Genomic DNA, 15175 nt, shown 5'->3' on the forward strand with positions numbered 1-15175 from the left:
TCACTTCCCCGCCACCCCATCGACCCGGAGGCCTGCGCATGTCCACTGAGAAAGAGCTGGCCTCGCGCGAGCGGCTCAGCCACGAGATCGAGATCACGCCTGCGTTCTACGACATCGACGTGATGGAGATCGTCTACCACGGCCACTACGTGCGCTTTCTCGAACTGGCGCGCAGCGCGCTGCTGGCCCGATTCGACTACGACTACCCGCGCATGCGCGAATCGGGCTACGGCTGGCCCGTGGTGGACATGCGCCTCAAGTACGTGCGCCCGGCCACCTTCGGCCAGGTGCTCAAGGTGCGCGCCACCATCACCGAGTGGGAGAACCGCCTGCGCATCGACTACCTGATCAGCGACGCGGCCACGGGCCAGAAGGTCAACAGCGCCCACACCATCCAGGTGGCGGTGGACATGCAGACCCGTGCCATGTGCTTCGTCTGCCCGCCCGTGCTGTGGGAACGGCTGGGGGTGGCGCCATGAAGGCCGCTCTCTGGTTGCGGGCTGCCGCGCTGGCCCTGTGTGCGCTGGTGCTCGTGCCCGCCCATGCGGCAGAACCTGCGGCGCAGGAGCTGCTCGCCCAGGTGCGCCAGCGCGTACACGACGCGCCCGTGGTGCGCGGCGGCTTCGAGCAGCTCAAAACCGTCAAGGGCTTCAAGCAGCCACTGCGCTCCAGTGGCGACTTCGTCGTGGCGCGTGGCAAGGGCATCGTCTGGCATGTACTCAAGCCCTTCGAGTCCACGCTGGTGGTGCGGCCCGACAGCCTGCAGTCGCGCGGCAGCGATGGCAAGCTCACCACGCAGATGCGCGCGCAGGACGAGCCGGTGCTGCGCACCGTCAACGCCATGCTGTTCGCCGTGATGTCGGCCAACCTGGCCGAGCTGGCCCAGCACTTCGAGGTGACCGGGCAGGTGGCCGCCAAGGGCTGGTCGCTGCACCTGGTGCCGCGAGACCCCACGCTGGCCCAGTGGCTCAGCGCGGTGGACCTGCAGGGCAACCAGTTCGTGCAGGAGGTCAGGCTGCAGGAGGCGCGCGGTGATGCCAGCGTGATCCGCATCCTCACACCCGTGGCCGAGAACGCGCTGCGCCCGCAGGACGCGGCGCAGTTCGAATGACGGCGCACTCCCCGGTGCAGGACGCACCCCCCGGCTGGCTATGGCGCACGGCCGCGCTGGCCTGGCTGCTGGTGGTGGTTGGCGTGGGCATGCACCAGTGGCAGTTCTGGAAGCACGACGGCATCGACACCGACGTGATGGCCTTGCTGCCCGTGAACGAGCAGGCACCCGACGTGGCCCTGGCCACCGAGCAACTGGTGGGCCAGATGTCGCGCCAGGTGGTGGTGCTGCTGGGCGCGGGCGAGTGGGCCGATGCGCGCGCCGCCGTGCAGGTGTTTCGCCAGTCCCTGGCCACCGGGGCCGGTGCACGCCTGAGCGAGGACCCCATTGCGCAAAAGACCTCCATGGAGGCTGCGCTCGGCTTCTACCAGCCCTGGCGCGAGCGTTTGCTCACGCCCGCGCAGCGCGCCATGCTGGCCGGCACGCCCGATGCCGCGCTGGTGCAAAAGGCGCTGCAGGACCTGTACCAGCCCGCCGTGCAGGCCCGCCTGTCCGACTGGGTGAGCGACCCCCTGGGCCTGTGGACCCAGTGGTGGGCCGCGCGCGGCGCGCAAAGCCAGGCCCGTCCGCGCGATGGCGAGCTTTGGGTGGCGGCCGATGGCCAGCAATGGGCGGTGCTGCAGTTCACGCTGGAGGGCTCGGCCTTTCGCCTGTCGGGCGAGCCGGTGCTCAATGGCGCCTTGCAGGCCGCGCTGGCCCAGGTGCGCGCGAAGTGGCCGGATGCCCGCATGGTCACCGCTGGCGTGCCCCTGCATGCCGAGGCGGCCGCGGTGCAGGCCAACTGGGAGATCAACACCATCGGCTGGGGCTCGCTGGCCGGTGTGCTGCTGCTGGCCTGGTTGGCGTTTCGCTCGCTGCGGCCGGTGGCACTGGTGGGCGTGTCGCTGCTGGTGGGCTGCGCGGTGGCGCTGTCGGTCACGGCGCTGTTCTTCGGGCAGGTGCACCTCTTGACCCTGGTGTTCGGCGCCAGCCTGGTGGGCGTGGCCGAGGACTATGGCATCCACTACTTCGCCAGCCGCCAGGGCGCGCCGGCGCGTAGCCCGCATGGGCTGATGCGCGCTCTGATGCCGGCGCTGTGGCTGGCCCTGGGCACCAGCGCCATCGCCTACCTGGCGTTGGGCGCGGCGGCCTTCCCGGGCCTGCGCCAGATGGCGGTGTTCTCGGTGGTGGGGCTCACGGCGGCCATGCTCACCGTGGTCTGCTGGTTCCCCTGGCTCGACCGGGGCACGATGCCGCACAGCCCGGTGGCCCAGCGCATCGGCCAGACGCTGATGGCCTGGCCGCGCTGGCGCCAGGCGCTGCCCGGCTCGGTGGCGGTGTGCGTGGCCATGGCGCTGCTCTTGTGGCTGCTGGGTGGCCTGCGCGCGCAGGACGATGTGCGCCAGCTGCAGAACGCATCCACCGTGCTCGTGGCCCAGCAGCGCCAGGTGGGCGAGGTCCTGGGCCTGCCCAGCCCGGCGCAGTTCTACCTGGTGCAGGGCAACTCGCCCGAGCAGGTGCTGCAGCGCGAAGAAGAACTCAAGGACCGGCTCGACGCCCTGGTGGCGCGCCAGCTGCTGGTGGGCTACAGCGCGGTATCGGACTGGGTGCCCTCGGCCCGGCGCCAGGACAGCGATGGAGAGCTGGTCGCGCATGCGCAGGAGGCCGTGTTCAAGGGCGTGAACGCCGCGCTGGGCGAAAGCTTTGCCCGGCCCGCCACGCCGCCGCCCGCGCCGCTCACGGTGCAGGCGTGGCTGGCGCAGCCCATCTCGACCGCTGCGCGGCCCCTGTGGCTGGGCGAGCGCGAGGGCCGCTACCGCAGCCTGCTGATGCTGCGCGGCGTAAGGGATCTCGCATCCTTGCCCGCGCTGGCCGGCGCCGCGCAGGGCCTGGAAGGCGTGGCCTGGGTCGACAAGCCGGCCGAGATATCCGCCCTGCTGCAGCGCTACCGCATATCGATGACCGAGCTGCTGCTGCTGGGCCATGTGCTGGTGCTGGCCGCCCTGTGGCTGCGCTTTGGCCGCAAGGCCTGGCGCGCCTGGATGCCCACCGTGCTCGCCAGCCTGGTGGTGGTGGGCGTGCTCACCGCCTTGGGCGCGCCCTGGCAGCTGTTCAACGTGCTGGCGCTGATGCTGCTGCTGGGCGTGGGCATCGACTACGGTATCTTCCTGCAGGAGCATGAGGACGACCCCCATGCCTGGCTGGCGGTGGTCATCGGCGCGGGCAGCACCTGGCTGTCCTTCGGGCTGCTGGGCCTGTCGGCCACGCCGGCACTCAAGGCCTTTGGCCTTACCCTCATGCTGGGCCTGCCGCTGGTGCTGGTGCTGGCGCCGCTGTTTCGCAGCGCCACGAACAACAAGGAACTTTGATGCAACAACGCCGACTGGAACAGACCGAGGTGCTGATCGTGGGCGCGGGCCCCTCGGGCGCCGTGGCCGCAGGCCTGCTGCGCAAGCAGGGCCGCCAGGTGCTGGTGCTGGAGAAAGAGACCTTTCCGCGCTTTTCGATCGGCGAAAGCCTGCTGCCGCAGAGCATGGCCTACATCGAAGAGGCCGGCATGCTGCAGGACGTGGTGGAGGCGGGCTTCCAGTACAAGAACGGCGCGGCCTTCGCCAAGGGCGATCTGCGCACCGAATTCGACTTTCGCGACAAGTTCTCGCCCGGCTGGGGCACCACCTACCAGGTGCAGCGCGGCCAATTCGACAAGGTGCTGGCCGATGCCGCCGAGAAGGCCGGCGCCGAGCTGCGCTACCGCCACACCGTGACGGCGGTGGACGTGTCGGGCGAGCAGCCCGAGGTGTCGGTCACCTCGCCCGAGGGCGAGCAGTACACCGTGCGCGCGCGCTTCCTGCTCGACGCCAGCGGTTTTGCGCGCATCCTGCCGCGCATGCTGCAGCTCGAGCGCCCGTCTGACTTCCCGGTGCGCGGGGCGCTGTTCACCCACATCGAAGACGGCATCGCCCATGGCGACATGGACCGCAGCAAGATCCTGATCTCGGTACACCCGGTACACCATGAGGTGTGGTTCTGGACCATCCCCTTCTCCGGCGGCCGATGCTCGCAGGGCGTGGTGGCCACGCCCGAGTTCCTGGCGCGCTACGAGGGCAGCGAGGTCGAGCGCCTGCGCGCCATCATCGCCGAGACCCCGAGCCTGGCCCATGTGCTGCGCAACGCCGTGTGGGACACGCCGGGCCGCTCCATCACCGGCTATGCGGCCAACGTCACCTCGCTGTGGGGCAAGGGCTTTGCGCTGCTGGGCAACGCGGGCGAGTTCCTGGACCCGGTGTTTTCGAGCGGCGTGACCATCGCCGTCACCTCGGCCAGCCTGGCCGCGCGCTGCATAGCTCGCGCCTGGCGCGGCGAGGTGGTGGACTGGCAGCAGGACTATGCCGTGCCGCTGCAGGCGGGGGTGAACACCTTCCGCGCCTTCGTGCAGGGCTGGTACGACGGGGGCTTCCAGGACGTGATCTTCCACGAGCAGCACAGCCCCGAGATCCGCCGCATGATCGCCTCCATCCTGGCTGGCTACGCCTGGGACGCGAAAAACCCCTACGTCGCCGAGCCGCAGCGCCGCCTGCAGGTGCTGGGCGAGGTGTGCCGCATGCAGCAACAGCCAGCCCCGCAACCGGGGGCCGTGCCCGCATGAGCCTTGCCAGGCCTTCAGGGGCCGCCTTGTCGGTGCTGTTGCCGCTGCTGTTGCTGGCGGGCTGCGCCGCGCCCGGCGCCCCCGATGCCACGCGCAGCCCGCTGCTGGCGCTGGCGCCCGCAGCGCTGCGCTGCGAGGTCGCCGTGCAGCAACGCCTCACCGTGCAGGTGCCGGGCCGGCCCGCGCAGCAGCTCGAATCCCTGCTCGAAGTGGATGCCGAGGCCGTGCGCCTGGCCTTCTTCGTGATGGGGCAGGGCATGGGCACCCTGGTGTGGGACGGCTGGCAGTGGGACAAGCAGCTCTCGCGCCACTGGCCCGCGCAGCTCGCGCCCGAGCAGGTGCTCAGCGACCTGCAGCTCGCATTCTGGCCCGCGCGCGCCGTGCAGCGCGCCGTGCAGCCGCCCTGGAGCGTGGAGGCCGGCCCCACCGGGCGCCGCCTGCTGCGCGACGGCCGCGAGCAGGTGCGCGTGCAGTTCGTCGGCGACTCGGCCGTCGAGATCATCTACCCCGGGGGCCCTTTCACCTTGCGCGTCGAATCGCCCGGTGGCTCCCGTCTGTGCGCCCCGGCGCAGGAGTTGCCGTGATGGCCCGCCCGCATGTCTACCTGAACGCCGCATCGGCCTGCAGCGCACTGGGGCTCAGCGCCGCACCGATGCGCGAGCACCTGTTCTCTGCCACCGACCCGCAGACCCTGCAGTGGACCGAGCACTACTCCCCCGGCCGCACCTTGCCGCTGGGCTGCCTGCCAAAGGGCAGCGTGCTGCCCGCGCTGGACTTTGCGCCGCCGCACCAGCGCTCGCGCAACAACGCGCTGGCCTGGGGCGCCGTGCAGGCCTTGCACGGCGCGGTGCAGCAGGCCATCGACCGCTTCGGCCCCACGCGCGTGGCCCTGGTGGTGGGCACCAGCACGGGGGGCATCGAAGAGGGCGAGGTGGCCGCACGCCACCTGGCGCGCGAGGGGCATTTCCCCCCCGGCTTCGAGTACCCCGTGCAGGAGATGGGCAACGTGGCCACTTTCCTGGCCCGGCAGTTGGGCATCCGCGGGCCTGCGCACACCATCTCCACCGCCTGCTCCTCGGGGGCCAAGGCCCTGGCATCGGCCGCGCGGCTGCTGCAGTCGGGCATGGTCGATGTGGTGCTGGCCGGTGGCGTGGATGCGCTGAGCCGCTTCACCGTGGGCGGCTTCAGCGCGCTGGAGGCCGTGTCCGCCGAGCGCTGCAACCCCCTGTCGGCCCACCGCCGGGGAATCAACCTGGGCGAGGCCGCCGCTTTTTTCCTTGTGGGCCGCGACGCGGGCCCCGTGCGCCTGGCCGGCTGGGGCGAGTCGCAGGACGCGCACCACATGTCCGCCCCCGACCCCACGGGCCAGGGCGCTGCGGCGGCCATGCAGCAGGCGCTGGCGCGCGCCGGCATGCCGCCCGCCGCCGTGGACTACGTCAACCTGCACGGCACGGCCACGCCGCACAACGATGCGATGGAGAGCCGCGCGGTGCAGTCTGTGCTGGGCAGCGAGGTCGCGGTAAGCTCCACCAAGCCGCTCACCGGCCATGCCCTGGCAGCCGCCGGTGCGCTGGAGGCCGTGGTGGCCTGGCACGTGCTGCAGGACAATCCCCAGGGCGCGCTGCCCGTGCACTGGTGGGACGGCGTGGCCGACCCCGCCATGCCGGCCCTGGCCGCCGTTGCGCCGGGCATGCAGCTCGGGCGCGCGGCGCGCAGCGTGATGAGCAACTCCTTTGCCTTTGGCGGCAGCAACAGCAGCTTGCTGTTCGAAGCCGCTTGATAGAGTGACGACAAGCCGATGAGCAGTGAACTTCTACCCATAGAGAACTACGTGCCCCACCGCGACGCGATGTTGCTGCTGGACCGCCTGCTGGCCGCCGACGCGGACAGCGCCGTGGCCGAGGTCACGGTGCCGCGGGGCGGCCTGTTCCAGCACGATGCCGGCATGCCCTCCTGGGTGGGCATGGAGTACATGGCGCAGACCGTGGCCGCATGGTCCGGCTGGAACGCCCGGCAAAAGGGGCAGGCCGTGAAGATCGGCTTTCTGCTGGGTTCGCGCAAGTACGAGGCGGCGCAGGCCTTCTTTGCCCCCGGCACGCGGCTGGTGGTGAGCGTGCGCTGCGACCTGATGGGGGACAACGGCCTGGGCATGTTCGACTGCCGGATCCACGCCGAAGGCGAGAAGGAATTGGCAAGCGCGCGCATTTCCGTCTTTGAGCCGGGGGACGGCAAGGCCTATATTCCAACATCGCCCGCCGCCAGCCCGTGATCGGGCCGGCAGACCGACAAAAAAGACAGACAGCCGCGCCAAAATACACCACAGACAACAGGCCATCGGTACCGAGAATGAATGAGTTGACGACGACGAAGACGACGACACCAGCGCCCGCAGCCGCCACCACCGTGCTGGTGACGGGCTCCAGCCGGGGCATAGGCCGGGCCATTGCGCTGCGCCTGGCCCGGGACGGCCATGACATCGTGGTGCACTGCCGAAGCGGCATGGACCAGGCCCTGAGCGCCGTGGCCGCAATCGAAGCCCTGGGCCGCAACGCCCGCGTGCTGCAGTTCGACGTGGCCGACCGCGCCGCCTGCGCTGCCGCGCTCGAAACCGACATGGACGCCCACGGCGCCTACTACGGTGTGGTCTGCAATGCCGGCATCGCCATGGACAACGCCTTCCCCGCCATGACCGGCGAGGAATGGGACCGCGTGGTACACACCAACCTGGATTCCTTCTACAACGTGCTGCACCCGGTGGTCATGCCCATGGTGCGCCGGCGCAAGCCGGGGCGCATCGTCACGCTGGCATCGGTCTCGGCCCTCATGGGCAACCGCGGGCAGGCCAACTACAGCGCGGCCAAGGCCGGCGTGATCGCCGCCACCAAGTCGCTGGCCATCGAACTGGCCAAGCGCAACATCACCGTCAACTGCGTGGCCCCGGGCCTGATCGACACCGACATGGTCAGTGCAGAGGTGCTGGAGCACGCCCTCGAGATGATTCCCATGCGCCGCATGGGCACGGTGGACGAGGTGGCCGGCGCGGTCGCCTTCCTGCTGGGGGCCGAGGCCTCGTACATCACGCGCCAGGTGATCTCGGTCAATGGGGGGATGGTCGGATGAGCGCTTCCATCACCACCAACGGCAACAACATCAGCGTCGGCAACAGGCGTCGCGTGGTCGTCACCGGCATCGGCGCCATCAGCCCGCTGGGCAACGACTGGGCCGCCGTGCGCAGCCAGCTGCTCAGCGGGCGCAACGTGATCCGGCGCATGCCCGACTGGGCAGTCTACGAGGGCCTGAACACCCAGCTGGCCTGCACCGCCGCGCCCTTCGAGCTGCCCGCGCACTACAACCGCAAGACCATGCGCAGCATGGGCCGCGTGGCCGTGATGGCCACGCGCGCCACCGAGATCGCCCTGGAGAGCGCCGGCCTGCTGGGCGACCCCTTCGTCACGGGCGGGCAGATGGGCATCTCGTACGGCTCCTCGGCCGGCACGCCAGCGGCGATCGGCGACTTCGGCCGCATGATTGCCGGCAAGAGCACCGAGGGCATCAACGCCAACACCTACATCAAGATGATGTCGCACACCGCTGCGGTGAACATCGGCGTGTTCTTCGGCGCCACGGGGCGCATCATCACCACCTCCAGCGCCTGCACCTCGGGCAGCCAGGGCCTCGGTTACGCCTACGAGACCATCCAGAGCGGCAAGCAACTGGCCATGCTGGCCGGCGGCGCCGAAGAGCTCGACGCCATCCAGGCGGCGGTGTTCGACACCCTGTTCGCCACCAGCACGAAGAACGACACGCCTGAGCTCACGCCCCGGCCCTTCGACGCCCAGCGCGACGGCCTGGTGCTGGGCGAGGGCGCCTGCACCTTCGTGCTCGAAGAGCTCGAACACGCCCGGGCCCGTGGCGCGCAGATCCTGGGCGAGATCATCGGCTTTGGCACCAATTCCGACGGCACCCACGTCACCCACCCCAACGCCGACACCATGGCCCAGGCCATGCGCATGGCGCTCGACGATGCCGGCCTGGCCCCCGAGGCCATTGGCTACATCAACGCCCATGGCACGGCCACCGACCAGGGCGACATTGCCGAGAGCCATGCCACCCACGCGGTGTTCGGCAACACCGTGCCCGTGAGCACGCTCAAGGGCTACATGGGCCACACCCTGGGCGCCTGCGGCGCGCTGGAGGCCTGGATGGCGCTCGAAATGATGCGCGAAGGCTGGTTTGCGCACAACGCCAACCTCACCGAGCCCGACCCGCGCTGCGGCGCACTGGACTACATCATGGGCGAGGCACGCCAGCTCGATACCGACGTGGTGATGAGCAACAACTTTGCGTTCGGCGGCATCAACACGTCCTTGATTTTCAAACGTTGGAGGGAGTAGAAAAAAATGGCAATTCAGACATCCATCGGCCGCGCCAGCGCCCTGGCCATCGGCGCCGTGCTGGCACTGGCCCTGCACAGCGGCACGGTACACGCGCGCGCCGAGGCACTTTCCGACGCGCCGCGCGTCGTCTTCACCAGCGCCTACGTGCCCACCCAGGCGCAGGTGCGCGAGCGCATCATCCTGGCCGGCCAGTCGCTGGGCTGGGCCGTGGCCCGCGAAACCCCGGGCACGCTGGAGCTGCAGTACGACAAGAACGGCAAGCACATGGCCGCCATCGTGGTGCGCTACGACCACACGGGCTACAAGATCGACTACCTCAACAGCCACAACCTCAACTACGCCGATGCGGGTGAGGGCCGCCGCATCCACCCCAACTACAACCGCTGGATCCGCAACCTCATGCAGCGCATCAGCGTCGGCGCCTGAGGCCAGGCGCGCAAGCCCTTCGAAACCGCCTCTCCCGCGCGGAGGGGCAACTACCCAGCAGGAGAACCCGCATGAAGCAATGGATACTGGCACTGGCCGCGCTGTCGGCCGTGGGCGCGGCGCAGGCCCGCAATACCGTTCTGACACTGCCCCTGGACGAAGTGGTGCGCATGGGCGTGGAGCAGGGCAAGCTGGACGGCAGCGTCAAGTTCTACCTCTCGGGCGCCAGGACGCCCCGGGTCAGTGCCCGCCTGGGCGAGGACATCGCCAACAAGAAGACCAACGGCGTGGGCAAGGACGATGCCTATGGCTGCAAGTGGGCGGCGCTGTCGGCGCTGATCGCCTTCCAGGAATCGGCCAAGCAAAAGGGCGCCAACGCCGTGGTGGACCTGCACAGCTACTACAAGCGTGCCACCGTCAAGGACCCGGTCAGCTACCAGTGCCATGCCGGGGCGGTCGTGATCGGCGTGACGCTCAAGGGCACCTTCGCAAAAATTTGAAGCCCCCCTGAGCCGCTTCGCGTCATCCCCCCGGGGGGACGCCCCCGGTGCGGCGGGGCGGCCCTTGCACGGGGGCACTGGCTTGGGACGCGCCAGTTTCGCAGGCTTGTGCGTGGCGTGAAGTGTCTTGTGAGGAACAACCGATGACGAAGAAAACGAAGCAACTGACCTTGATCCTGGCCCTGCTGTCGGCCGCCACCGTGGCGCATGCGCGCGAGGAGAAGGCGTCGCTGCTGCCGCTCGAAGAGACGGTGGCCAGGGGCATCCGGGAGGGCAAGCTCGACGGCAGCGTCACGTTCCACCTGTCGGGCGCCCCCGGGCCGCAACCGGCGGGCACCCCGCTGGGCGAAGAGTACCTGCACCGCCGCACCAGCAACATCGGCAAGGACTTGGTGTTCGCCTGCCACTGGGCCGCCCTGTCCGGCCTGATCGCCCTGCAGGAAAACGCCAAGAAACGTGGCGCCAACGCCGTGGTCGGCCTGCACAGCTTCTACAAGGAAAAGACCGTCAAGGACCCGGTCCACTTCGAGTGCAACCAGACCAGCTACCAGACCATCGTGGCCTTCAAGGGCACCTACGTGCGAACGGCGCCCTGAGCCGGGCCTGCGCGCACCACGGCAGGTCGAGCAATCCATCCATCCATTCATCCGTCAAGAGACCCAAGAGAGGGACACAAAGCATGCGCATCAAGAAAACGATCCTGGCACTGGCCGTACTGGCGGGCGCAAGCACCGCAGCCCACGCAGAAAAGGTACTGCTGCTGCCCCTGGAAGAGGCCGTGCAACTGGGCCTGGAGCTCAAGAAGCTCGACGGCAGCGTCAAGTTCTACCTGTCGGGCGCGCCCACGCCCGAAGGCGGCACCGCCATCGGCGAAGAAACCGCCAACCGCAGGACCTCGTCCGGCGGCAAGAGCAAGGAGGAAGCCTGCAACTGGGTGGCCCTGTCCACGCTGATCTCGCTCGAAGAGTTCGCCAAGAAGCGCGGCGCCAACGCCGTGGTGGATCTGCACAGCAGCTTCAAAGGCAAGGTCTACAAGGACCCGGTCAACTACGAATGCCACGCGGGCAGCATGCTCACCGGCGTCACCTTCAAGGGCACCTACGTCCGCTTCGGTCAGTGACGACTTCCACCCCGGCGCTGCAGTTGCTGCTCGCCGCGCAGGCCCCTCTGGCGGCTGGCGCCCGGCAACGGGCACCGGGGTGGCTGACCGGGAGTGAAGAGGCGCGGCTGGCCGGCATGCAGAACCCGGCCCGGCGCGAGGAGTTCATCGCCTGCCGCTACGCCCTGCGCCACCTGCTGGCCATGGGCAGCAACACGAGCGCCGGCGACTGGCGGCTGGATGCCCCCGAGGGCCGGGCGCCGCACCTCAACACGCAGCACCACGGCGCGCAGGCAGCGGCCGCCATCCACCTGAGCCTGTCCCACAGCGGCGCTTACCTGGCCTGTGCCATGGGCCATGACCAACCCGTGGGCATCGACCTGGAGGTGAAAGACCTGGCGCAGCCAGGCCGGCGTGACGTGCTCGCCCTGGCCGCCATGGCCTGCGCGCCAGGCGAGCTGGCGCAGCTGCAGGCCCTGGACGAGGGCCCCGCGCGCCAGCGCCATTTCCTGCAGATCTGGAGCCTCAAGGAGGCCTATTTCAAATGCACGGGGACGGGGGTGGATTTCGCGGCGATCCGGCGCATCGAGTGCGCGCCCGCCGGGCAGTCCGGCCAGGGGCAGGTTCTGGCGCATGCCAGGGCATGGCACGGAGCCACGGCGGGCGGCCATGCGGTGCTGTTGTCGGTGTGCGTGCTGGGCGCCGGGGGCTTGCCGCCGTGTTCCCTGCAGGTCGATGCGGACGTCGCATGGCAGGGCGTAGGCGACTGGCGTCTGGTGGCGTTGCCGGGCTGACGGCTGCGCGCGCGGGGCGCCAGTGTGGGCGTTTGATGAATCTGGCCCGGAGGAGTTGAAACAATCACGTAAAACCCGCATTGATGCTAGGTTTCAATGCTCCGAATGGAGTAAATACCGTCATAAGTACCGTAATTTTCCGAAGCGTCTGCGGTGTGGCGAGCTGCACACACTCAGAACCATGCCCTTATTCGCGCTGCCGGAACGGGCACTATTTCATCCGCCGGAGCCTGTCCGTTAGCGTGTTCAACTGCATGGACATGCCTGTAAGTGCCAGCATGGCATGCTGATCGTAAGCGGCACTTAGCTTTTCGAAGGTGCGCCGGTGCATCCCCTTCGGCTTGCCGCCAGGAGCGTTGAGAATGCCTGCGCTCCAACCCAGCTGCTTGCGCACCTTGTTTGCTCCGCGGGCTGCCAAATCCTCCACCGTTTCACGCTGAGACCTGTGCGCAAGATTGAAACAATGCCGGCACGCATAAGAGCCTTGCCCACTGTAGAGAAGGGCTACGCGTCTGCTGCATCGTGGGCATACCCACCATGCGCTTTGGCCTCCGTAGTTGCACTGTGTCCAATCGAGTTGAACGATGTTGGAGCAGCTTCGACATTCGCCGCCACGCCAGCGCTGTTGGTAGCAGAGAACCACGCTGCGTTCTTGCGCGGCGATATTGATGGTTACCTGCGTTGTCCCGTTCCGAAGCCAATTTCAATCGAACGTGGCGCCTGCAAAAAGCAACCCTCCCTTTTGAATTTGGCGTACGTCCAATGACCGCACAACATCTGTGCATTCTTTGCCGCAGCGTCTGCCGCTGTTGTATCCGCCCATGGTTGGTCCGTCTGGATTTTCCGAAATCAATAGATAGTTTGCATTTCGCAAACCTGTCGAACTTACCTCCTCGCTGCGGTAAACCGGCAGGGAGGCGCAACACTAGCCGTCAATAATTCCTCGTCCTTCCCGCCTGCGCAAAGCGGCGGAGACCTGCGGAAAGCTCTTGACTGGAACACTGTGGTTGCACGCCCGGCCGTCTGGATTTACCCCCAAGCAGACGTATTGATAGCTATCCAACAACCGACCTCCGGCGCCAGCCTTGGGCAAGAGCTTCATTGGCAGCAGATGAGCAGGGCAGACGATCTCCTCGTCAGCCTCATCCAGCCCTGACCGCAGTCGACCGTGTGCGTTTGCTAGAACATCGGGACGAGTCCAAACTTGCTCTCTGGCTTTTCGTGGCCCGTCCAAATCCGCGTCGGGTCGCCGCAGCACGGAGCTAGGTTCAGCTTCAGGATCAAGCTTCTCCGTTGGACAGGGCAGCTGATTCAGCGCGCTGCATTTCCAGAAAAAGGTTTGTCGGTTTGCTCTTGTGTCCAGGTTTCCGAGATGGATGCGCATAGTTCCTCCGCATCGACTGCACTCCTTCGAAGCGAGGATGCCAACCGAAGCCGCTGCTTCGTCGCCGGTGACATTTGCTACAACCACCTCATCGTGGGCCTCACGCAATTCCGCCGCCGCACGGGCGGCTTTGGCAGCGTCAAGCTCACGACGCAACCGGTCGCGTTCCTCTTCAATTTCTCTTAGTCGATCCAGATCGCTATCCGTCCACCTCCCATCGCGCCGCCTTTTTTCCGCCAACTCTCGCTCTTCTTCCGCTAAGTCAGATGCAGTGTTGAAATGGCGCTTTGTCACGCCTTTGACCAGCTCCGTTGCAGCTCGACCAAACGCTGAATTGTCGATCTCTGCCAGCACCGCATGAACGGCGTCCTTGGCAACACTCACGATCTCCCGCAGGAAGACCTTCGCGCCAGAGAATATCGAATCGAGAAGTGCCATGGGAGTCCGATTTTGTTTGTCGACAGGCATGATGCCGCTCAGGATAGTACCTACAACGAAAGGAGCATGTGCATGAGAAATTCCTCGACAGCCTGGCTTCCGGCCGGCCCGTTCACAGAATCTCAGCGGAAGGTGCTCGCCGTGCAAACCGAATCAGTGCCAGGCGCTTCACTTCACCGATCCTTGCTAGCCCAGCGCCTGCAGCAACTGGTGGATGCAAATCCGCTGGATGCGCGCCGAGCTATGGAACTGTCCCGTGAGGAAGCGCCGGAGCTGTGGGCAATCGGACAAAGCGTGAGTCCGCAGCATCTGGGCCAAGCTCTGGTAGACAGCGAATCTTTCTGCCACCTGCTGTTGATGGTTGACTGGAGCCAGCCCGGAATCTTCGAGGAAGGTTTGCCTGAGCAATCGCTATGGGAAATAGTTGAGTTGGTGGCTTAGTAATACGGGGCCTTTGACTGGGCATGGGCCGCGACACCGGCAGAGACCTGAGCGCAAACTACGGAGCCATGAGAGCTTGGATCAACTGTCTGCTGAGCTGACTAAACGACGCAATCCATCGCCATGGGATGGCACCATGAATAGGTGTTCAAATTCTGAATAAGGTGCGAGTTGGCCGCGTGGCACAAAAGGTATCGCGGAGGCTAGGCTGGGCGTGGATGCGCGGCGTGAGCTTGCCAAGGCTGCAGCGTGGGGAATGGACTGCCGCCGACCTGATGCGACTGCGAGACGAGTACCTGCGCGGGCGCCCAGCTCGGGCCATCGCGCTTTTGTTGGGGCGAACCGATTCGCCGTGCAGGGGCAGATCAACCAACTGCGGCTGGCTGGAGTCCCCCGAAAAAATGGAAGGTAGCGCGATGACACCCAGCGACCTCCGCGCATGGCAGGCCGCCATGGGCTACACCTGCGCACAAGCCCACGCAGCTCCTGGGGTCAGCAGCTGCACCTATGCAACATGCTGGCCGGGTCCAAAATCGACCGGCACACCGCGTTGGCCTGCGCTGGCGGCTGGCCTGGAGCCGTGGGCCCCGGTCAAAATGTAGGCGGTTTCTTCCGTGGAACTTCCCCAAGAATCGCAGGAGTGTGAAATCTCATTTGGGACTTGTGGCCTGCCCGGAGGGACTCGAACCCCCGACCTATAGCTTAGAAGGCTATTGCTCTATCCAGTTGAGCTACGGGCAGACAGCGCCAACCTTGCGTTTGGCGCTATTATTTTGATGGTGTTCGTGGAGTGATCCGCGAATCCAAGCTGTGCAGGTACTCAATGATACCTGCTCGGGCCCGCTGGTCAGCCAAACGACCGGCCTTCGGGGCAGGATGCCTGGAACAATGGAACGGGAAGACGGATGAGGATGAAGTACACCGCCGCGTTGGCAGTCCTTCTGTGGGCAGGGGCTGCAC

Annotated in this window: 16 protein-coding genes and 1 tRNA gene; 15 read left to right on the plus strand and 2 right to left on the minus strand. The window is 67.1% G+C overall.

The genetic code is table 11. From position 1 onward, the window contains the following. Positions 1 to 38: 38 nt before the first annotated feature. The 14 genes from AC0IZS_RS23005 (at position 39) to AC0IZS_RS23070 (ending at position 11952) form a co-directional block, all read left to right on the plus strand. The gene (locus tag AC0IZS_RS23005; RefSeq protein WP_471637770.1) at positions 39 to 479 is read left to right on the plus strand and encodes an acyl-CoA thioesterase; all 441 of its coding nucleotides are present in this window, start codon (positions 39 to 41) and stop codon (positions 477 to 479) included. Next, the gene (locus AC0IZS_RS23010; protein WP_471637771.1) at positions 476 to 1111 is read left to right on the plus strand and encodes an outer membrane lipoprotein carrier protein LolA; all 636 of its coding nucleotides are present in this window, start codon (positions 476 to 478) and stop codon (positions 1109 to 1111) included. The genes AC0IZS_RS23005 and AC0IZS_RS23010 overlap by 4 nt, the downstream gene beginning before the upstream one ends. Next, the gene (locus AC0IZS_RS23015) at positions 1108 to 3459 is read left to right on the plus strand and encodes an MMPL family transporter (RefSeq protein WP_471637772.1); all 2352 of its coding nucleotides are present in this window, start codon (positions 1108 to 1110) and stop codon (positions 3457 to 3459) included. Before AC0IZS_RS23010 ends, AC0IZS_RS23015 begins: the two co-directional genes overlap by 4 nt. After that, on the plus strand, positions 3459 to 4736 hold the full coding sequence (locus AC0IZS_RS23020) for an NAD(P)/FAD-dependent oxidoreductase (RefSeq protein WP_471637773.1): 1278 nt from the start codon (positions 3459 to 3461) through the stop codon (positions 4734 to 4736). Before AC0IZS_RS23015 ends, AC0IZS_RS23020 begins: the two co-directional genes overlap by 1 nt. Further along, positions 4733 to 5320, plus strand: a complete 588-nt coding sequence (locus tag AC0IZS_RS23025; protein WP_471637774.1) for a DUF3261 domain-containing protein — start codon at positions 4733 to 4735, stop codon at positions 5318 to 5320. The genes AC0IZS_RS23020 and AC0IZS_RS23025 overlap by 4 nt, the downstream gene beginning before the upstream one ends. Further along, positions 5320 to 6516 (plus strand): beta-ketoacyl-ACP synthase, encoded by a 1197-nt coding sequence (locus AC0IZS_RS23030; RefSeq protein ID WP_471637775.1) that lies wholly within the window; start codon positions 5320 to 5322, stop codon positions 6514 to 6516. Before AC0IZS_RS23025 ends, AC0IZS_RS23030 begins: the two co-directional genes overlap by 1 nt. A gap of 18 nt (positions 6517 to 6534) precedes the next feature. After that, positions 6535 to 7005, plus strand: a complete 471-nt coding sequence (locus AC0IZS_RS23035; RefSeq protein WP_471637776.1) for a hotdog family protein — start codon at positions 6535 to 6537, stop codon at positions 7003 to 7005. A gap of 77 nt (positions 7006 to 7082) precedes the next feature. Beyond that, positions 7083 to 7856 carry a 3-oxoacyl-ACP reductase FabG gene (gene fabG / locus AC0IZS_RS23040; RefSeq protein WP_471637777.1) on the plus strand — a complete coding sequence of 258 codons (774 nt, stop codon included), beginning with the start codon at positions 7083 to 7085 and terminating at the stop codon, positions 7854 to 7856. Next, positions 7853 to 9130: a beta-ketoacyl-ACP synthase gene (locus AC0IZS_RS23045; protein ID WP_471637778.1), complete on the plus strand. Its 1278-nt coding sequence runs from the start codon at positions 7853 to 7855 to the stop codon at positions 9128 to 9130. The genes fabG and AC0IZS_RS23045 overlap by 4 nt, the downstream gene beginning before the upstream one ends. Before the next feature lie 6 nt (positions 9131 to 9136). Then, positions 9137 to 9559 (plus strand): hypothetical protein, encoded by a 423-nt coding sequence (locus AC0IZS_RS23050; RefSeq protein WP_471637779.1) that lies wholly within the window; start codon positions 9137 to 9139, stop codon positions 9557 to 9559. A gap of 71 nt (positions 9560 to 9630) precedes the next feature. Beyond that, on the plus strand, positions 9631 to 10059 hold the full coding sequence (locus AC0IZS_RS23055; protein ID WP_471637780.1) for an excinuclease ATPase subunit: 429 nt from the start codon (positions 9631 to 9633) through the stop codon (positions 10057 to 10059). A gap of 143 nt (positions 10060 to 10202) precedes the next feature. Beyond that, on the plus strand, positions 10203 to 10655 hold the full coding sequence (locus AC0IZS_RS23060) for an excinuclease ATPase subunit (RefSeq protein WP_471637781.1): 453 nt from the start codon (positions 10203 to 10205) through the stop codon (positions 10653 to 10655). Positions 10656 to 10738: 83 nt separating this feature from the next. Then, a complete protein-coding gene (locus AC0IZS_RS23065) occupies positions 10739 to 11179 on the plus strand; it encodes an excinuclease ATPase subunit (RefSeq protein WP_471637782.1) in 441 nt (146 codons plus the stop codon). Then, on the plus strand, positions 11176 to 11952 hold the full coding sequence (locus AC0IZS_RS23070) for a 4'-phosphopantetheinyl transferase family protein (RefSeq protein ID WP_471637783.1): 777 nt from the start codon (positions 11176 to 11178) through the stop codon (positions 11950 to 11952). The genes AC0IZS_RS23065 and AC0IZS_RS23070 overlap by 4 nt, the downstream gene beginning before the upstream one ends. Positions 11953 to 12877: 925 nt before the next feature. Here the strand turns inward: AC0IZS_RS23070 and AC0IZS_RS23075 are convergent. After that, complete coding sequence (locus AC0IZS_RS23075; protein WP_471637784.1) at positions 12878 to 13774, minus strand: hypothetical protein; 897 nt, start codon at positions 13772 to 13774, stop codon at positions 12878 to 12880. A gap of 72 nt (positions 13775 to 13846) precedes the next feature. On the opposite strand from AC0IZS_RS23075, the gene AC0IZS_RS23080 reads away from it, so the two are divergent. Beyond that, positions 13847 to 14215 carry a hypothetical protein gene (locus AC0IZS_RS23080; protein WP_471637785.1) on the plus strand — a complete coding sequence of 123 codons (369 nt, stop codon included), beginning with the start codon at positions 13847 to 13849 and terminating at the stop codon, positions 14213 to 14215. A gap of 664 nt (positions 14216 to 14879) precedes the next feature. Here the strand turns inward: AC0IZS_RS23080 and AC0IZS_RS23085 are convergent. Further along, positions 14880 to 14956, minus strand: a tRNA-Arg gene (locus AC0IZS_RS23085). Positions 14957 to 15175 lie beyond the last annotated feature (219 nt).

The sequence above is a fragment of the Acidovorax sp. AC410 genome, assembly GCF_979253235.1.